The organism is Trinickia dinghuensis (assembly GCF_003367175.1).
Taxonomy (GTDB): domain Bacteria; phylum Pseudomonadota; class Gammaproteobacteria; order Burkholderiales; family Burkholderiaceae; genus Trinickia; species Trinickia dinghuensis.
The window spans coordinates 96,495-115,041 of record NZ_QRGA01000014.1 but is presented as its reverse complement, the minus strand read 5'-3'; the positions used below and the strand labels follow the sequence as shown (position 1 = coordinate 115,041).

Annotated in this window: 16 protein-coding genes; 6 read left to right on the top strand and 10 right to left on the bottom strand. The window is 66.0% G+C overall.

Annotation, left to right across the window (positions count from 1 at the left end; genetic code table 11):
• Positions 1 to 81 precede the first annotated feature (81 nt).
• The 3 genes from DWV00_RS23065 to DWV00_RS23055 are packed head-to-tail and all read right to left on the bottom strand — an operon-like array spanning position 82 to position 3,399.
• Positions 82 to 1,305, bottom strand: a complete 1,224-nt coding sequence (locus tag DWV00_RS23065; protein WP_115535938.1) for a benzoate/H(+) symporter BenE family transporter — start codon at positions 1,303 to 1,305, stop codon at positions 82 to 84.
• Positions 1,306 to 1,341: 36 nt separating this feature from the next.
• Complete coding sequence (locus DWV00_RS23060) at positions 1,342 to 2,517, bottom strand: vWA domain-containing protein (protein ID WP_115535937.1); 1,176 nt, start codon at positions 2,515 to 2,517, stop codon at positions 1,342 to 1,344.
• A gap of 39 nt (positions 2,518 to 2,556) precedes the next feature.
• Positions 2,557 to 3,399 (bottom strand): AAA family ATPase, encoded by an 843-nt coding sequence (locus DWV00_RS23055; protein ID WP_115535936.1) that lies wholly within the window; start codon positions 3,397 to 3,399, stop codon positions 2,557 to 2,559.
• Between the two features lie 257 nt (positions 3,400 to 3,656).
• Between DWV00_RS23055 and DWV00_RS23050 the strand changes: the two genes are divergently transcribed.
• Both DWV00_RS23050 and DWV00_RS23045 read left to right on the top strand, forming a co-directional pair.
• The gene (locus tag DWV00_RS23050; protein ID WP_115535935.1) at positions 3,657 to 4,025 is read left to right on the top strand and encodes a c-type cytochrome; all 369 of its coding nucleotides are present in this window, start codon (positions 3,657 to 3,659) and stop codon (positions 4,023 to 4,025) included.
• 51 nt (positions 4,026 to 4,076) lie between these two features.
• Positions 4,077 to 4,457, top strand: coding sequence for a c-type cytochrome (locus DWV00_RS23045; protein ID WP_115535934.1), 381 nt, complete (start codon positions 4,077 to 4,079; stop codon positions 4,455 to 4,457).
• A gap of 173 nt (positions 4,458 to 4,630) precedes the next feature.
• Here DWV00_RS23045 and DWV00_RS23040 read toward each other — a convergent pair whose 3' ends face one another.
• Entirely contained in the window at positions 4,631 to 5,062 is a 432-nt protein-coding gene (locus DWV00_RS23040) for a DUF1841 family protein (RefSeq protein ID WP_115535933.1), read from the bottom strand.
• Between the two features lie 297 nt (positions 5,063 to 5,359).
• Between DWV00_RS23040 and DWV00_RS23035 the strand changes: the two genes are divergently transcribed.
• A complete protein-coding gene (locus DWV00_RS23035) occupies positions 5,360 to 6,292 on the top strand; it encodes a DMT family transporter (protein ID WP_115535932.1) in 933 nt (310 codons plus the stop codon).
• Positions 6,293 to 6,403: 111 nt separating this feature from the next.
• Here DWV00_RS23035 and nth read toward each other — a convergent pair whose 3' ends face one another.
• On the bottom strand, positions 6,404 to 7,048 hold the full coding sequence (gene nth / locus DWV00_RS23030; RefSeq protein ID WP_115536066.1) for an endonuclease III: 645 nt from the start codon (positions 7,046 to 7,048) through the stop codon (positions 6,404 to 6,406).
• Positions 7,049 to 7,088: 40 nt separating this feature from the next.
• Positions 7,089 to 7,940 carry an electron transport complex subunit RsxB gene (gene rsxB / locus DWV00_RS23025; protein WP_115535931.1) on the bottom strand — a complete coding sequence of 284 codons (852 nt, stop codon included), beginning with the start codon at positions 7,938 to 7,940 and terminating at the stop codon, positions 7,089 to 7,091.
• Positions 7,941 to 8,241: 301 nt separating this feature from the next.
• Between rsxB and DWV00_RS23020 the strand changes: the two genes are divergently transcribed.
• Entirely contained in the window at positions 8,242 to 8,874 is a 633-nt protein-coding gene (locus DWV00_RS23020; RefSeq protein ID WP_115535930.1) for a TetR/AcrR family transcriptional regulator, read from the top strand.
• 68 nt (positions 8,875 to 8,942) lie between these two features.
• Here DWV00_RS23020 and DWV00_RS23015 read toward each other — a convergent pair whose 3' ends face one another.
• Together DWV00_RS23015 and DWV00_RS23010 are read right to left on the bottom strand one after the other, a co-directional pair.
• The gene (locus DWV00_RS23015; protein ID WP_115535929.1) at positions 8,943 to 10,220 is read right to left on the bottom strand and encodes a polyhydroxyalkanoate depolymerase; all 1,278 of its coding nucleotides are present in this window, start codon (positions 10,218 to 10,220) and stop codon (positions 8,943 to 8,945) included.
• Positions 10,221 to 10,530: 310 nt separating this feature from the next.
• Positions 10,531 to 12,381 (bottom strand): glycoside hydrolase family 15 protein, encoded by a 1,851-nt coding sequence (locus DWV00_RS23010; RefSeq protein WP_115535928.1) that lies wholly within the window; start codon positions 12,379 to 12,381, stop codon positions 10,531 to 10,533.
• Between the two features lie 301 nt (positions 12,382 to 12,682).
• Between DWV00_RS23010 and DWV00_RS23005 the strand changes: the two genes are divergently transcribed.
• Positions 12,683 to 12,928: a hypothetical protein gene (locus DWV00_RS23005; protein ID WP_115535927.1), complete on the top strand. Its 246-nt coding sequence runs from the start codon at positions 12,683 to 12,685 to the stop codon at positions 12,926 to 12,928.
• Positions 12,929 to 12,961: 33 nt separating this feature from the next.
• Here the strand turns inward: DWV00_RS23005 and DWV00_RS23000 are convergent, their stop codons facing one another.
• Positions 12,962 to 13,120 (bottom strand): DUF3096 domain-containing protein, encoded by a 159-nt coding sequence (locus tag DWV00_RS23000; RefSeq protein WP_115535926.1) that lies wholly within the window; start codon positions 13,118 to 13,120, stop codon positions 12,962 to 12,964.
• Between the two features lie 219 nt (positions 13,121 to 13,339).
• On the opposite strand from DWV00_RS23000, the gene DWV00_RS22995 reads away from it, so the two are divergent.
• The gene (locus DWV00_RS22995) at positions 13,340 to 14,557 is read left to right on the top strand and encodes a lactonase family protein (protein ID WP_484419730.1); all 1,218 of its coding nucleotides are present in this window, start codon (positions 13,340 to 13,342) and stop codon (positions 14,555 to 14,557) included.
• A 395-nt stretch (positions 14,558 to 14,952) separates the two neighbouring features.
• Here the strand turns inward: DWV00_RS22995 and DWV00_RS22990 are convergent, their stop codons facing one another.
• Positions 14,953 to 18,522, bottom strand: a complete 3,570-nt coding sequence (locus tag DWV00_RS22990) for an FtsK/SpoIIIE family DNA translocase (RefSeq protein ID WP_220274728.1) — start codon at positions 18,520 to 18,522, stop codon at positions 14,953 to 14,955.
• Positions 18,523 to 18,547: the final 25 nt, after the last annotated feature.

The following is an 18,547-nucleotide window of genomic DNA, read 5'->3' as shown; positions in this document are numbered from 1 at the left end:
ACATGAGACTATTTTATGCCCGTCGCGTTCAGGTGGCGACGGTGGGCCGAAAGTACGGCGAGCGAGCGGTGCGCAGAGCCCTCACGGACGCCGTGCGTTCAAGATCAGTTGCGTGACGACGCCCGCGACGAGCCCCCAGAACGCGGAGCCGATCGACAGCAACGTGAGCCCGGAGGCCGTCACCATGAACGTGACGAGCGCCGCTTCGCGTTCGCGCACGTTGCTCATCGCGTTCGTGAGCCCGCTCATGATAGAGCCGAACAACGCGAGCGCCGCCACCGAGACGACGAGCGCTTTCGGCAGCGCGGCGAACAGGGCGGCGATCGTCGCCCCGAAAATGCCGGCGACGAGGTAGAAAAGGCCGCACCAGATCGCCGCCGTGTAGCGCTTGCTGCGGTCTTCGTGCGCTTCGGGGCCCGTGCAGATGGCGGCCGTGATCGCCGCGAGCGTGATGCCGTGCGAGCCGAACGGGGCGAGCAGCAGCGAGGCGATGCCCGTCGTCGAGATCAGCGGCGCCGAGGGCGTCGTGTAGCCGTCGGCGCGCAGCACCGCGAGACCCGGCATGTTCTGCGAGGCCATGGCGACGACGAACAGCGGCACGCCGAGGCTGACGGCCGCGGAGAGCGAGAAGCGCGGCATCGTGAACACGGGATGCGCGAGCGCGACGTGAAAGTGGCTGAAATCGATGAGCCCGAGGATGGCCGCCACGGCCGTGCCGACGACGAGGGTCGACAAGATCGCATAGCGGGGCGCGAGCCGCTTCATGAACAGGTAGACGAAGAACATCGTCAGTACCAGCGTCGTCTGGTACTGAGCCGCGTGGAAAATCTCGATGCCGATCTCGAACAGAATGCCGGCGAGCAGCGCGGATGCGATGCCGGCCGGCACGCGTTTCATCAGTGCGTCGAACCAGCCCGTCAGCCCGACGGCCGTGATCAGGACGGCACAGACGATGAAGGCGCCGATCGCGTCCGCATACGGGACATGCGGCAGCGCGGCGATCAGCAGCGCCGCACCCGGCGTGGAATAGGCGACGACGACCGGCGTGCGGAAGCGCAGCGAGAGCAGGATCGTCGAGCAGGCCATGCCGATCGACAGCGCCCAAATCCATGACGAGACCTGCGCGTCGGACAATTGCGCGGCGCGGCCGGCTTGGAATACGAGCACGAGCGAGCTCGTATAGCCCGTCATCATCGCGACGAAGCCCGCGACGATCGCATGCAGCGACGTATCGGCGAGGGGGCGAAGCAGCGCGCGGCGCAGCGAAGGCGAATCGGGCAAGTTGGGGGCGGAAGGGGAAGTCATCGGTGGTGAGGCTTGGCCCGCGCGCGGGCTGCTGTGTTATTTGCTGAGCTTGCGCATCGCTGCCTCGAGCCCGGCGAGCGTCAGCGGATACATGCGATCGGCGAGCAACTGGCGGATGATCGAGACGGACTGGCGATATTCCCACAATCCTTCGGGCTCGGGATTGAGCCATGCATGATGCGGGAAGCGATCGGCGAGGCGGCGCAGCCAAACCGCACCGGCCTCGGGATTGTTGTATTCGACGGAGCCGCCGGCCTGCAAGACTTCGTAGGGGCTCATCGTCGCATCGCCGACGAAGATGAGCTTGTAGTCGGACGCGTATTTGTGCAGGACGTCCCAGGTCGGCATGCGCTCGACGTGCCGGCGCCGGTTGTTCTTCCACAGGTGGTCGTAGACGCAGTTGTGGAAGTAGTAGAACTCTAGATGCTTGAATTCGGCCTTCGCCGCGGAGAACAGCTCCTCGGTGCGCAAGATGTGATCGTCCATCGAGCCGCCGACGTCGAGCAGCATCAGCACCTTCACCGTGTTGTGGCGCTCGGGCACCATCTTCAGGTCGAGCCAGCCGGCGTTGGCGGCCGTGCTGCGTATCGTGTCGGGCAGGTCGAGCTCGTCGGCCGCGCCTTCGCGCGCGAAGCGGCGCAGGCGCCGCAGGGCCACCTTGATGTTGCGCGTGCCGATTTCGACCTGATCGTCGTAGTCGCGGTAGCCGCGCGCCTCCCAGACCTTGACGGCGGTTCGATTCCCGGCCGACTTGCCCCCGATGCGCACGCCTTCGGGGTTGTAGCCGCCGTTGCCGAACGGCGATGTGCCGCCCGTGCCGATCCATTTATTGCCGCCTTCGTGCCGCTCTTTCTGCTCGTCGAACAGTTCCTTGAGCCGCTCCATGAGCTTGTCGAGCCCGCCCATCGCCTCGATCTGCGCCTTTTCCTCGGGCGTGAGTTCGCGGCGCAAACGCTGCTCGAGCCAGTCGAGCGGCACCTCCAGGGCGTCGCTCGGAAGCTGCTGCACGCCGCGAAAGTAGGCGCCGAACGCCTGGTCGAACTTGTCGAAGTAGCGTTCGTCCTTGATCAGCGTGAGGCGCGCGAGATAGTAGAACTCGTCGAGCGAAGGCGCGATCACGCTTTCGCGCAGGGCTTCGACGAGCGTCAGATACTCCTTGACCGACACCGGCAACTGAGCCGCGCGCAGCGAGTAGAAAAAGTCGATCAGCATGCCGATGTCTTCCGTATGCGCGAGCGCTCGAGCCCTAGGCTAGCGGTTGTGGCGATTCATGAAAACCAAACGCTCGAACAGGCTCATGTCCTGCTCGTTCTTCAGCAGCGCGCCCGCGAGCGGCGGCACGATCTGCTTCTGATCGGGCGAGCGCAGCGCCTCGGGCGGGATGTCCTCGGCCAGCAGCAGCTTGAGCCAGTCGAGCAGCTCCGACGTCGACGGCTTCTTTTTCAGGCCGGACACGCCGCGCAGATCGAAGAAGCTCGACAGCGCCGCGCGCAGCAGATCCTCGCGGATGCCGGGGTAATGGACGTCGACGATACGCTGCATCGTCGACGGATCGGGGAATTGGATGTAGTGGAAGAAGCAGCGGCGCAGAAACGCGTCGGGCAGCTCCTTTTCGTTGTTCGACGTGATGACGACGAGCGGGCGGTGCTTGGCGTGCACGATCTCGCGCGTCTCGTAGACGTGGAACTCCATGCGGTCGAGCTCGCGCAGCAAATCGTTCGGAAACTCGATGTCGGCCTTGTCGATTTCGTCGATCAGCAATACCGCCGGCACGTCCGATTCGAACGCCTGCCAGAGCACGCCCTTGACGATGTAGTTCGCGATGTCCTGCACGCGAGAGTCGCCGAGCTGCGAATCGCGCAGGCGCGAGACGGCGTCGTACTCGTACAGGCCCTGCTGCGCCTTGGTCGTCGATTTGATGTGCCACTGGTAGAGCGGCATGCCGAGCGAGGCCGCGACTTCCTCGGCCAACATCGTCTTGCCCGTGCCCGGCTCGCCTTTGATCAGGAGCGGACGCTTGAGGGTGATCGCGGCGTTGACGGCGAGTTTGAGATCGTCGGTGGCGACGTACTGCGACGAGCCTTCGAAGCGCATGGCGGTCTGCTCGATGGAAAAAAACCCAGTATAAGTCAGAAGGGCTAGGCGACTTTGCCGGTCCGCATTATCGTGTCGGACGGCTCGCGCCCGGCGACGGCCCGGCCGAGCCGGGTGGACGCCCAGCCGAGCGGCGCGGTACAATCACCGCGATTTTTTTGGCCGCTCGTTGCGGTATCGACAACAAGAACGGCGCAGCGCCATTTGCCCGCGGGATGTAGCGGGCGCTCGTTTCCCCTCAAGCCAGGTTAGAACCTATGAACTCTTTCGTCGGCAAACATGTCGTGACCGCAGCGCTCGCCGCGCTGGCGGGGTTTGCGGTGAGCGCGCAGGCGGCCGATGTGGTCGGCAACGCCAAGGCGGGCCAGGGCAAGGTCGCGATGTGCATCGGTTGCCACGGCATTCCCGACTACCGCACGGCGTTCCCCGAGGTCTATCGCGTGCCGAAGCTCGGCGGCCAGAACCAGCAATACCTCGAAAACGCGCTGCACGAGTACAAGAAGGACGATCGCCACTTCCAGACGATGCACGCGATCGCCTCCTCGCTGTCGGATCAGGATATCGCCGATATCGCGGCGTACTATTCGTCCCAGACGGCGGCGTCGCAGAACAATCCCGACAAGTGACCGTCCTCTCGGCCGCTTTCAGCTACCTCATTTCGCGGGATAGGAGAATTCATGAACAAGCCTGATCAGGCACTGCGCTTCGTCGCCAAGGCTGCAGGGGCAGCGCTCGTCGCGGCCGTAGGCGCGATCGGTACGGCCCACGCGGCGAGCATCGACAACGGCAAGGCGCTCGTCGAATCCCATAACTGCGCGGCCTGCCACGGGGCCACGTTCACCAAGCCCGTCAGCAACGATTATCCGAAGCTGGCCGGCCAGCATGCGGATTACATCTACTGGGCGCTGCGCGCGTACCAGACGGGCACGGGCAACCCGAACTTCGGGCGCAGCAACCCGATCATGCAGGCGCAGGTGCAAAGCTTGTCGCTGAGCGACATGAAGGACATCGGCGCGTACCTCGAATCGCTCCCGGGCGATCTGGTCGACAAGAAGTAAGGGCAGGCGCCGCGCGCCGCCACCGGCTTCAATGCAAAACACCCCGCTTCGGCGGGGTGTTTTTTTGTTGCGGATTTGCCGCAATTCGAGGCGAAAACGCTTGGAAATGGCTCGAAAACCGCACCTGCGACAACGTGTCGCAGGCGTGCCACAGGCCTCTTCCGTTCCTCGGCTCAATCCCGCGATGCGCGCCGCTCGATGCGGGCGAGATAGGCGTCAGTGTCGGGCGGCGTGTTGCTGCGCTGGGCTTCCCAGATCGTCTCTCCGAGGCAGTCCATGATCGCGTGCTGCGCCTCGTGCGTCGATCCGAGCCGGGCGGCGAGCCGGTCGTGGGCCGCGCGGATGCCGGGTGGCTGATCGATCGAGAGCTGCTCGCTGATGGCCAGATGCATCGACAGGTGCAAGAACGGATTCGTGCGGCCGGCTTCGGGCGAATAGTCGGCCGAGGCTGTCGCTTCGTCCGACAGTTCGGCGTGGTATTCGGGGTGCTCGACGATCCAATCGGCCGCGATCGCTTCGAGCGGCGTCAGAATTTCGCCCGCGCGCTGCTTGCGCCAGGTATCGATGAAAAAGCGTCGGACTTCGTCGCGGCTCGGATTGAACATCGTGGGAATCGACCTTTCTTTCTATCAGGGGTGTCGCGCGGCGCGGCCTTGGTCTTGGGCCTGCGCCCTCCGCGTACGGCCAGTCCGCCATTTTACGCCGCGGCGCGATAGGGCGTTGCCGGCCGGCTCGGCGGCGCGCGGGTAGAATCCTCGGACGCGCGCCGGCCGCGTGGAACGCGTCTCGTGTGCGGCCTTTCGTTCCTCGCCGCGGCGTCCAGGGCAACAACCACCGAACGACGTCCGCGCAGCCGCCGCAACGACCACGATAGCAACCGAGACAACAGCAGCCCCTTCCCCATGCTTGCTCCCACCCCTCCCGCGCGCGCCGACACGCTGCGCGGCGCCTTGCTCGTGGCCTTGTCCGCCAGTGCTTTCGGCGCGATGGCGATCTTCGGCCGCTATGCCTATGCCGGCGGCACCGACGTGCTCGGTTTGCTGACCCTGCGCTTTCTCATCGGCGGGACGCTGCTCGCGGCCATCGCGCACCGGCGCGGCGTGCAATGGCCGCGTGGGCGCACGCTCGCGGGCATCGTTGCGATGGGCTCGATCGGCTACGTCGGCCAGTCGCTCTGCTATTTCATCGCACTGCAGCACGCCGAGGCGAGCCTTGTTGCGCTGCTGCTGTATCTGTATCCGGCTTTCGTCACGCTACTGGCGGCGCTCTGGCTCGGCGAGCGCCTGACGCGCGTGAAGGCCGCCGCGCTCGTGCTGTGCCTGGCGGGTTCGGCGCTGATGGTCGGCGGCGGCCACGGCGAACCGCTCGGCATTGCGCTCTCGCTAACGGCGGCCGTGGTCTACTCGCTCTATATCGTGGCCGGCGCGCGCGTGACGCCGGGCGTCGATCCGCTCGCGACGACGGCCATCGTCTGCTTGTCCGCGGCCGCCGTGTTCAGCGGCGTGTCGATCGTCCGCACGCTGTCGGGTGCGCCGCCGCATTTGCCGGCGACCCCATCCGGCTGGGCGGCGGTCGTCGCGATCGCGCTGGTCTCGACGGTCACCGCGATGCTTGCTTTCTTCGCCGGACTGCCGCGGCTCGGGGCCGCGCGCACGTCGATGCTGTCGACGCTCGAGCCCGTCGTTACCGTCCTGCTCGCGGCGATTTTGCTCGGCGAGCGGTTGACGCCGCTTCAGTGGTTCGGCGGTGCGGCCGTGCTCGCGGCGGTGCTGTGGCTGGTGCGCGCCGGGGGTGGGCCGCCCGACGAGGCCGTCCCGCTCGAAGCCAATCTCTGAAGCGACGCTCTCCGACGCGGCGCTCGAACCCGGCTGCGGATTGCCGTGCGGCTTGCTGGCGGTGATGCGCGGCTTAGGCGAGCAGGGGCCGGCATCCGGCGCCGGCCAGCGTCAAAGCTCCGGCGGCGGCGTTTTCGGCCGGTACTCGCACAGCGGCTCGATCGCGCAGTGCCAGCATTCGGGCCGGCGCGCCTTGCAGACGTAGCGGCCGTGCAGGATCAGCCAGTGATGCGCATCTTGGCGGAACTCGGACGGCGTGAATTTCTCGAGCGCCGTTTCGACGGCGCGGACGTCTTTTCCCGGTGCCAGTCCCGTTCGATTGGAGACGCGGAAGATGTGGGTGTCGACGGCGATGGTCGGCTGCCCGAACGCCGTATTGAGCACGACGTTCGCCGTCTTGCGGCCCACGCCGGGCAGACCTTCCAGCGCTTCGCGTTCGGCCGGGACTTCGCCGCCGTACTGCTCGAGCAAAATGCGGCTCGTGGCGATGACGTTTTTGGCCTTGGTCCGGTACAGCCCGATCGTCTTGATGTACTCGGTGACGCCCGCTTCGCCGAGTTCGAGCATGGCCCGCGGCGTATTCGCGACGGGAAACATCTTGCGCGTGGCCTTGTTGACCCCGACGTCGGTGGCCTGCGCGGACAGCATGACCGCGATCAGCAATTCGAACGGCGTCCGGTATTCGAGCTCGGTCGTCGGATGCGGATCGAGGCTTTGCAGCGTCTCGTAGATGGCGCGTCGTTTTTGTGCGTTCATGCGGCGCTCGGGCGGGCAGGGTGGCGGGCGGGGAAAGGGTTCAGCGATCGTCGTCGGCGGGCGGGGGCGGCGCATCGGCACCCGGCGGGCCGCCGTTCGCATCCGCGGCGGCGCCGAGACGTTGCCGACGCGCTTCGGCCGCATCGATCTGCGCTTGGACTTCGGCGCTGACGTTGGCGATGTTCTTCGGCGCGACGCCTTGAGCCGCCAGCGCTTCCTTCTTTTGGCGTGCGCGCTCGAGCGCGGCTTGGATGATGGCGCGCTTCTTCGCGGCTTCATCGTCCGTAGGCGCTTGCGCGGCCGATTTGGCGGTTTCGGCTGATTCGGCCGAGCCCGCGGCCGCCTGCGCGCGGCGGGCCGCCGCGCGTGCCTCGGCGGCTTGCCGCTCGCGCGCGAGCCGCGCGGCGCGGCGATCGTGGCGCAAGCGGGCCGCATCGGCCTGCGCCTCGTTCCACGCATCCCAGCCCGTGCGCTCGCCGGTCACGGGCACCATCTCGATGCAGTCGACGGGACACGGCGGCACGCACAGATCGCAGCCCGTGCAAAGTTCGGCGACAACCGTATGCATGAGCTTGGGCGCGCCGACGATCGCATCGACGGGGCAAGCCTGCATGCACAGCGTGCAGCCGATGCAAAGCGTTTCGTCGATGACGGCCACCGGCCGTGCGCGCTCCTCGCCGTTGGCGGGGTTCAAGGCAACGACGTTTTTGCCGAGCAAGGCGGCCAGGCGCGCGATGCCTTGCACGCCGCCGGGCGGGCATTGGTTATATTCGGCCTCGCCGCTTGCGACGGCCTCGGCATAAGGCCGGCAGCCGGCGTAGCCGCACTTCGTGCATTGCGTTTGCGGGAGCAGATCCTCGATGCGGTCTGCGAGAGTCACACGATCGGTCACGTTCTGAACATCAAGACATCAAGAAGCACGCGGGCCGCGTATTGCGCCGGCCCGAGGACGCGTCGCGCCCGGCTCGGGCCTCGAGCGGCGGCGGTGCGCTCAGCGTGCGGGAAAAGAGCGCATTATCGCCGATTTCCCGGATTGCCATCGGTCACCCTTGTGCCATAATCGAAGCGCTTTTTCGCACGAGACGCACGGAGTTTCTCAGAAAAATGGCGCGCTCGTTCACGTTTCCGGCATAGGGTGGAGGAGGGCCGGACGCGTGGCGGGGCAACGCGGCTCACGAAGCAAAAAGGCCACCATGAATCAATCGAAAATCAAAAGAGATCCAGAAGGTACGCGGCGCCGTATTCTGCTCGCGGCGGCCGAGGAATTCGCAAGTGGTGGTTTGTTCGGCGCGCGCGTCGATCAAATTGCTCGCAGGGCGGAGACGAACGAGCGGATGCTCTATTACTACTTCGGTAGCAAAGAGCAGCTATTCACGGCAGTACTCGAACATGCTTTCGGCGCGCTCACCGACGCGGAAAAGACGCTCGATCTGAACGGCGTCGCCCCGGTCGAGGCCATCACGCGGCTTGCCCATTTCGTTTGGGACTACTATCGCGATCACCCCGATTTGCTGCGTCTCATCAACAACGAAAATCTGCACGAAGCACGCTATATCCAAAAATCGCCGCGTATCCGCGAAATGATTTCGCCGATGGTGGCCACGCTGTCTTCGATTCTCGACCGGGGGCAGCGGGCCGGGTTATTTCGCTCGAACATCGATCCGCTGCGCTTGTACGTCGCGCTGTCGGGGCTCGGCTACTACATCGTGTCGAATCGCTTCACGCTCGAAGCTTCGCTGGGCCGCGATTTCAGTTCGGCGTCGGAACGCGCCGAGATGGTGCGCATGAACACCGAACTGCTGCTGGCGTATCTGATGCGCAAATAAGCAAATAGGCCGGCGCGCGTCAAAGACGCGCGCCGGCCTATCCGTCAGCCCGTCGGCCTATCGTTGCGTCACGCTTCGATCGGCTCGCGCGAGCGTTTCGTTTCCTTGTTGTGCTCGAGAATGAAGTCGCGCAATTGCGGGTAGATGATCGTGCGCCAGCGGCGGCCCGAGAAGATGCCGTAGTGGCCGCACTTCTCGGCGGTAAAGTGGTGCTTGTCCTTCTTCGGAAGGCCGGTGCACAGATCGTGCGCGGCGCGCGTTTGTCCGCTGCCCGAGATATCGTCGAGTTCGCCCTCGATCGTAAAGAGCGCCGTCTTCTTGATGTCCTGCGGACGAACGAGTTCGCCGTCGATTTCCCACGTGCCCTCGGCCAGACGGAATTCCTGGAACACGATGCGGATCGTGTCGAGGTAGTACTCGGCGGCCATGTCGAGCACCGCGTTGTACTCGTCGTAAAAGCGGCGGTGAGCCTCGGCGTCGTCTTCGTCGCCGCGCAGCATGCTTTGATAGAAGTCCCAATGCGATGCGGCATGGCGCTCAGGGTTCATCGCGACGAAGCCCGCGTGCTGCAGGAAGCCGGGATAGACGTGACGCCCGAAGCCCGGGTAGTTCGACGGCACCGTGTGAATCACGTTGTTTTCGAACCACTGGTACGAGTGCTGCATCGCCAGCGAGTTGACCGACGTGGGGCTGCGCCGCGCGTCGATCGGGCCGCCCATCATCGTCATCGTGCGCGGCGTATCCTCGCCGCGGCTCGCCATCAGCGAAATCGCGGCGAGCACCGGGACGGTCGGCTGGCAGACGGACAGCACGTGCAGATTCTTCGCGCCGATGTGGCGGATGAATTCCTGGATGTAGGCGACGTAGTCGTCGAGATGGAACGGGCCGTTCTCGAGCGGGACCATGCGCGCGTCCACCCAGTCCGTGATGTACACCTTGTGGTCCTGCAGCAGCGTGCGCACCGTGTCGCGCAGCAGCGTCGAATGGTGGCCCGACAGCGGCGCGCAGACGAGCACGATCGGTTCGTCCTTCAGTTGCGCGACTGCCTCGGTGTCGTCGGCAAAACGCTTGAAGCGCAGGAGCCGGCAGAACGGCTTTTCGACGATCGTTTGCTCGATGATCGGAATGTTATGGCCGTCTTTGACAATTTGATGAATATTGAACTCGGGCTTTTCATAATCCTTACCGAGCCGGTACATCAATTCATAGCCGGCGGAAAGACGTGTCGCGCCGGGCACGTAGGCAAAGGGGCTGGCCGGATTCGCAAACGACTTCGAGGCGGCTTGCGCCCAGGCGGTCAACGGATTGAAGAGCGCGCGCTGAAATTCGTAAAACTGGTAAAGCATGGCTTGGGGCTCCCGCGGGGTAGGGACGGGGCAATCAAAATGCGGCGCTCGGCGTCGCGGCTGGATGTACCGAACGGTTGCTCGTGGCGGTATTAGTCGTATTACTCGATTGATGATAAAGGAGAAAGGAGGTTGGTGCAATGCAGCAATCGCCCCTCTCGGCCGGGGACTTTCCCGAATACTGCTGCGCAGCAATCGTGCCGATATTAGAGGGAGCCGCGAGATCGAACGTCGAGGCGCCGCCGCACACAGGGGCGTCGGACCCCGGATGCGATGCGGACACCCGATGCGGGCGCCGAATGTCAGTGCGTCAGAGCGCTCCGCTGTCGATCTGGTCCTGCGTGCCGGCCCGCTCCCCGCACGGATGGCCGGTTGCCTGCGCGATCGTTTCTTCGTGGCGCATCAGGTTCAAGCCCGTATGGACGAGCGCGACGTGCGAAAACGCCTGCGGAAAATTGCCGGTGAAGCGCTTCGTCTGCGGATCGTACTCCTCCGAGAGCAGGCCGACGTCGTTGACGAGACGCACCAGGCGCTCGTACATCGCATGCGCTTCGTCCATGCGCCCCTGCAGCGCGAGGTTGTCGACGAGCCAGAAGCTGCAGGCGAGGAACACACCCTCGCCGGGCGGCATGCCGTCGTCGACCTTGTGCGTGTGGTAGCGGCGGATGAATCCCTCGAATGCGAGCTCCCCCTCGATCGCCGCCGTCGTCGACGTGACGCGCGGATCGTCGGGCGGCAAGAAGCCCACCAGCGGCATCAAGAGCAGGCTCGCATCGAGCTCGTCGCCGCCGTACACCTGGGTGAACGTCCGGCGCGACTCGTTCCATCCCTTGTCGCAGACGTCGGCGTGAATGCGATCGCGCATCGCACGCCAGCGATCGACCGTCCCGGTCAGCTTGAACTTTTCGGCCGATCGGATCGCCCGGTCGAACGCGACCCACGCCATCACCTTGGAGAACGTGAATTGGCGCGGGCCGCTGCGTACTTCCCAGAGCCCCTCGTCGGGCTCGGCCCAGATCGTTTCCAGGTGCTCGAGCAGCAGGCATTGCAGCGCCCACACGTCTTCGTCCGCGTGCAGGCCTCCGACGCGGGCCAGATGCAGCGCGTTCATCACTTCGCCATAGACGTCGAGCTGCAACTGGCCGACCGCCTTGTTGCCGATTCGCACGGGCCCCGCGCCTTCGTAGCCGGGCAGCCAGTCGATCTCCATTTCGGGCACGCGCCGCTCGCCCGCGACGCCGTATAGGATCTGGGCTTGCGCCGGCGAGCCGGCAAGCGCGCGCTCGAGCCAGACGCGCCAAGCGCGGGCTTCATCGTAGAAGCCGCAGCGCATCAAGCCGAGCAGTGTGATCGTCGCGTCGCGCAGCCAGCAGAAGCGGTAGTCCCAGTTGCGCGAGCCCCCCAGGCGCTCGGGCAGCGAGGTGGTGGGCGCGGCGACGATGCCGCCGGTCGGCTTGTAGGCCAGTGCCTTGAGCGTGATCAGCGAACGGCGGATCGGCTCGGCGTATCGGCCCTGCACGGCGCATTGCGCGATCCAATCGAGCCAATACCGCTCCGTGTGCTCGAGCGCGGCGAGCGGGTCCTTCGCGGGCGGCAGCCGCTGATGCGACGCCGAATAGGCGAGCGTAAACGGGATCTGATCCCCTTCGGACACCGTGAAATCCGCCACCGTGTGCATGTTCTCGCCATGCAGCTCGACCGGCGTGCGCAACACGACGGTGTCCGGCCCTACCACCGCCTTGATGCCGTTGCCATGCGCGAGCCGTGTGACCCAGGGGACCGAAAGGCCATAGTCGAAGCGCAACGTAAGCGACATGCGCATCGGCACCTTGCCGCGCTTGCCCACGACGATGCGCACGAATTCGGAGTGCCCGTTGCCGGGCGGCATGAAGTCGATCACGGTGACGGCGCCGTCGGGCGTCTCGTGATCCGTTTCCAGAATCAGCGTCTCGCCGCGATAGCGCCGTGTACGCGTGGCGGGCGCGCCGAGCGCGGGTGCGATTCGCCACGCGCCGTGCTTCTCCTCGCCGAGCAGCGCTGCGAAACAAGCAGCCGAATCGAAGCGCGGCCAGCACAGCCAGTCGACCGACCCATCACGCGAGACGAGCGCGGCGGTATGGCCGTCGCCGACGAGAGCATAGTCTTCAATGTGTGCAGGCATGGTGATGGTTGTTCTCCTGCTGTGCGTACGAATCGAATGTCGATACAACTACCGATGGGAATCCGACGACGAATGCGGGCATACGTACACGCCGGCGCGCGGGATCGAGCAAAGCTTACGCCTCGGGGTGGACCGATTTCGCCGAAAACGATTTTGCGTTGGCACCGGGCAAAATCGCTCGCTACAATCGGGTTTCGGGGATTCCGGCCGTACGCTTCCGATAAAACGAGCACCGCATAGCGCGTGGCGTACGCGACCATCATTGCGCCTGTCATCAACACTCAAAGCGAGAACTGACGCCATGCAGAATCCGTCGAAGGTCGATTGCATCACGATTCTCTCCGCAGCACGCGAGCTGGGCGACGACGCCTTGCTCCATCTCGATGCCCGCACCCTCGGTCTGACCCGTAACGCCATGGAAACGGCTGCCGCGTTCCTGATCGAGCGGGCCTGCTTCAAGCACCACCGCAACGGTGATGGTCATTATGCGGTCGGCGGCTTGTCGCTGCAGGGCAAGCTGCGGCTCGACCAGTTCGTCAACGGCTGAGCCCAAATCCGTCTTCCACCCGGCGCCCCCCGCTCACAAATGGAGCGAGTGGGCGTGCGGGCCCAGCAGCCCCAATAGTCCGATGATAATGAGATACAGTGCGACGATGTAGTTGAGCAGTCGCGGCACGATCAGAATCAAAATGCCCGCGATCAGCGCGGCAATCGGTCCCAGGCTGACGAAGATATTCATAGCGGCTCCTTTGACTTCCTTTTGGAAATTGGGAACTGAGTCGACGCTCGACTCGTCCGCTCAGGCCCTTTGCGTGCTTGCGGCCTGAACCGGCGCGAGCGTTACTCAGACCCTATGCAAAGTGCTGGCCTGCCGCGTTGCGCGCCGCGCGACGGCCGTTTGCGGGGTTTCGGGTCCGATTCCCTATGGAGGATTTACATGTCCCGCATCGTTCCTGCAATGCCGCGGCGCGCGCTTTCGCTTTCGACGGGAGCGCGCGGTTGGATCACGGGTTTTCTCATCGCTTGGGCGCTCGGCACTATTCCCGCCGCCGCGCACGATGTCGCGGCTACGAAGGCGGGCCCCGTCTACTACTTGCTGGTCGGCACCTATACGGGCGGCAAGAGCCATGGCATCTACGTCTATCACTTCGATTCGTCCACCGGGCAGGTCACCCCCGTCTCCTCGGTTCAGACCGTCAATCCATCGTATCTCGCGATCACGCGCGACGGCCGCTACGTCTACGCCGTCAACGAACTGCCGGGCGACAACGGCCCGGCAACCGAGCGCGGCGGCATCAGCGCTTTCGCATTCGATCGGCACGCGGGCCAGCTCACGTTCCTCAATCGCGTGTCCTCCGAAGGCAACGACCCCTGCTACCTGTCCTTTTCGCCGGACGGCCGCTATCTACTGACGGCGAACTATTCGGTCGCGGCCGATCCGGGCGGCAGCTTCGCCGTGTTTCCGCTGCAAGAGGACGGCCATGTCGGCGCGGCCGCGCTGGTGGTGCACCAGGAAGGCGGCGGCCCCGTCAAAGGAAGGCAAGACAACGCGCATGTGCATTCGACGGTGTTTTCGCCGGACGGCCGCTACCTTTTCACGCAGGACCTCGGTAACGACAAACTCTACGAATATCGCTACACGAGCGACGGCAGCCGCGGCCTCATCAGCCCGACGCCCGAAGGGTACGTGCAGATGCCGGCGGGCTCCGGCCCACGTCACCTCGTGTTTGCTCCGAACGGGGACTACGCCTATTTGACGAGCGAGTTGGCCGGGACCGTGACGACGCTGCGATACGCGAACGGCAAGCTCGAATCGCTTCAAGTGCTGCCGCTTGCGGCGCACGGCTTCAAGGGCAAGGTGGGCGCCGGCGCGATTCATCTTTCGCCCGACGGAAAATTCCTCTACGCGACGAATCGCGGCGACGCGAACGAGATCGTCATTTTCTCCGTCGACGCCTCCGACGGACGGCTCGCGCTGGTCGGACGGCAATCGACGCTCGGGCGCGCGCCGCGCGAGTTCGCGATCGATCCGACGGGCCGCTGGCTCATCGTCGGCAATCAAGACAGCGACAGCGCTTATGTTTTCCGGCGCGACCCTGCCACGGGGCTGCTCGCGAACCCGACGCGCCTATCCATCGGCTCGCCGGTCGACTTCCAGTTCACGCCGTCGTCGTGATCTCTGATCTCTAGCGATTGCCGATAGCGACCGGTAGCGGCCATGAGTAGCCGCTATGGGGCACTCGTTGCCGCGCCGCGCCTCCACAAACAAAGAGAGCCTACGCGTCAGAGCAAGCGCGTAGGCTCGAAGCTACCGCCTCACGGGGGGCGGGGCGGCAGGGGATGACCAATTGGTACTGCCATGAAAGCCGAACGCGCCTGATCCGTTTCCTTGCGCGCGTGCGGCAATCGGTCTTAATTCTATGCGCAAGGGTCGTGCCGGATCCTGGAGGCGGCCGGGAGTGCACGGTTTGGGGTGTCGGATCACGTGGGCCCCGCCGCATTGCAGCGAAGCGGGCGGCCGACCGGCTAGTTCTTGCAATTGCCGCGCACCTTTTACGCGGGCACGTGCAATCAGGGCTCGGAACTCGGCGGCGCGATCACCTCGCGGCTGCCGTTGACGCCCATCGCCGAAACGAGTCCCGCCGCTTCCATTTGCTCGACGAGGCGCGCCGCGCGGTTGTAGCCGATGCGCAGCTGCCGCTGCACGGCCGAAATCGATGCGCGGCGCGTGCGCACGACGAACGCGACGGCTTCGTCGTAGAGCGGATCGGCTTCGGCATCGGGCGCATCGCCGAACAAGTCTTGCGCGGCCCCATCGGTTGCCGGGCCGTCGAGGATGCCTTCGATGTATTCCGGCTCGCCGAACTGCTTCAGATGCTCGACCACGCGATGGACTTCCTCGTCGGCCACGAACGCGCCGTGCACGCGCTGCGGATAGCCGGTGCCGGGCGGCAGGAACAGCATGTCGCCTTGGCCCAGCAGCGACTCGGCGCCCATCTGATCGAGAATCGTGCGCGAATCGATCTTCGACGATACCTGGAAAGCGACGCGCGTCGGAATGTTCGCCTTGATGAGCCCCGTGATGACATCGACGGACGGACGCTGCGTCGCGAGGATCAAGTGAATGCCGGCCGCGCGCGCCTTTTGGGCGAGCCGGGCGATCAGCTCTTCGATCTTCTTGCCGGCGACCATCATCAGATCGGCGAGCTCGTCGATGACGACGACGATCATCGGCAGCGGCGAGAGCGGTTCCGGTGCTTCGGGCGTCAGCGAGAACGGGTTGCCGATCTTCCTGCCCGCGGCTTGCGCGTCGCGCAGCTTTTGATTGAAACCGGCGAGATTGCGCACGCCGACGGCCGACATGAGCCGGTAGCGCTTTTCCATTTCGCCGACGCACCAGTTCAGCGCGTTGGCGGCGAGCTTCATATCGGTGACGACCGGCGCGAGCAAGTGCGGAATCCCTTCGTAGACCGACAGCTCGAGCATCTTCGGGTCGATCATGATGAGCCGCACTTCCTCGGGCGTGGCCTTGTAGAGCAGCGAGACGATCATGGCGTTGATCGCGACCGATTTGCCCGAACCGGTCGTGCCCGCGACGAGCATGTGCGGCGCCTTGGCGAGATCGGTGACGATCGGATGGCCGGTGATGTCCTTGCCCATCGCGAGCGTCAATGAGGACAGCGAATGACGGTAGGGCGTGGCGTCGAGAATCTCGGAGAGCCGGATCGTTTGCCGTTTCGCGTTCGGCAGTTCGAGGCCCATGCAGGTCTTGCCGGGGATCGTTTCGACGACGCGGATCGACGTGAGTCCGAGCCCGCGCGACAGATCCTTCATCAGCCCGACGATCTGGCTGCCGCGCACGCCGAGCGCCGGCTCGATCTCGAAGCGCGTGATGACGGGGCCGGCCGACGCGCCGACGACGGCCACGGGCACCTTGAATTCTTGCAGGCGCTGTTCGATCAGCTGTCCCGTTTGCGCGAGGCGCTCGGCCGGAATCTCCTCGGTTTCGGTCGACGCGGGCTCGAGCAGATCGAGCGTTGGCAGCTCGACCGTCGAGGCGGCGGGCGCTTGGAACGTGAATTCGGTCGGCGCGTGGCCGCGCAGCGGGGCGCGCGGGTTGGCATCGGCGGATGAGGCGTCGGCTGCTGGCGCGTCGTCGGGGGCGAGCGTGGGTGTGACGGTTGCCGCCGCTTGGGCCGCCGCAGCGAGGGGCGCCGCAGTCGTGGGGGCTTGCACCGGTGTCGCAGGCGTCGGCGAGGGCACGGCGGCCCAGGGGACCTCGGCCGAAGGGGCTTGGCCTGTCGGCGGAGCCGCCGGCGCGGCGATCGGCTCCGATTGAGGCGGCAACGATGGCTCGGGTGTCCGCGGCTCCGCCGGCGCGGCGATCGGAGCTGCCGGCACCGCGGTCGCCTCCGACCGAGGCGGCAACGATGGCGCGAGTACCGGCGTCGCGGGTTGCGCGTCGGCCTTCGCGGACGAAGCGAGTTCGAGCAGGACGGGGGCGGCCGGCGCCGGTGCGATGTTCGCCGGCGCGACGAGCGGCTCATCGTCCTCCATCCAGGGCGGCGGCGCGGAAACCGCGGCGCGAGGCGCCTCGCCGTGACGCTCCTCGTCCGATTCGTTCGGGATCGGGTATTCGTCGATCGCTTCGGCTTCGGTGTGTGCGCCGGCATCCTCGGTGGGGCTTTGCACGGGCTCCGCATTCGTGGACGCGGCATCGGGGTAGATGGACGGAGGCTCGGCCGGCGCGTCGTTCCTCGCTTGATTCGGCGGCGAATGAGATGGAGCCGGCGCGTGCATCGGCTCCGGCTGCTCGAATGCGGTGTCCGGCACCGATTCGATCTCGTCCGCTAGGCGCGCATGGACCGGTGCTGTGTTGTCGGCGATGGCGCCGCTCGGCGCTTCCATGCCGGCGGCGGCTTGCCGCGGCGCTGCCGCCGTTCCGCGCCGCGCCAGGCTGGAACTCGCGAGGGCGGTCCACTGCGCGGCATTCGCTTCTATCGCCTTCAGCGTTTCGAGCACGCCCGGTGACGGCTCGGCGGGTGGGACCGCGCGACGCGCGATATCCATTTGCGGCACCGGCGGCCGGACGGGCGGCCGCGCTCGGTCGCCCGCGGTGCTCTGTGCGCTCTGGACGCTTTGGCCGGCCGACGGCGCCGCCGGCTGCGAGACGGACGGCGCCGCGGGTGCCCCGGGGATTCCCGCCGCACCCGCTGCCGCCTGCGCCGTACGGACTCCCGCGTAGCCGGCCACGGCGGCGAAGGCACTTCCGGCGGCGCTGCCGGTCGCGCGCGGCGGAACCGGTGTCGCGATGGGGCGGCTAGGGGCGGCTGGCGTCACCGGCTGACTAGGTCGGGCGTGAGTTGCATGAAGATGAGGCTGCGCGATCGCGCCGGTTGGCCCCGGACGCGAAGCGCGCGCTGAACCGGGTGCGTCGCTGGGGCTCCAAGCCGGACCGTGGGAGGCGGCGCGAGCGGGCGGCACGGCAGGCTCGAACGGCTTGGCATTCGTGCCGCGCCGATCGCGCTGAATACCGATGCCCCCCATGCCGCCAACACCCCGCTCCGTACCGGACGCCGTCGCGGCAGGGCGCGCTTTCGTGCCCGAAGCCGGCGGGGGCGGCTGCCATACCGTGGGCCGCGCATAGCGGCCCGTCGATTTCGGCGCCATCGAGTGGGTCGTGCTCGTGCGGATGACGGAGCTGTTCAGGCCGCCGCGCGCCGAGCGCGGTTCGTCCTGGCGTGTACCTGCGGCGCCGGAGGACGCGCGGCCAGGCCCGATGTTCAGGCCGAGGCCGAACGCCCGATCGGCCCAGCGCAGCGTGTCGCGCCAGGAAAAGCCCATGAGCCAAGGCAGACCGGCAACCAAGAGCACGGGCAACACGGCGAACGCGCCGCGCCCGAGCGCGCGCAGTGCGACGCCGAGCAGCGCATGCCCGAGCGCGTTGCCGGTATGGGGCGCGAGCGCGGCCTCGAGCGCGCCGCTGCCGACGTAGACGCCCGCGAAGCCGAGCCAAAGCCGGATCGTGCCGCGGCCGCGCGCTCCGGCATCGCGCATCAATGCCGCAATCGCCAGACGCAGGGCCAAAGGCACGGTCCACAGGACCGACATGCCGAACCAGCCGAAAACTACCGTATGCATGCTAAAGGGTGAAACGTTCGAGAAG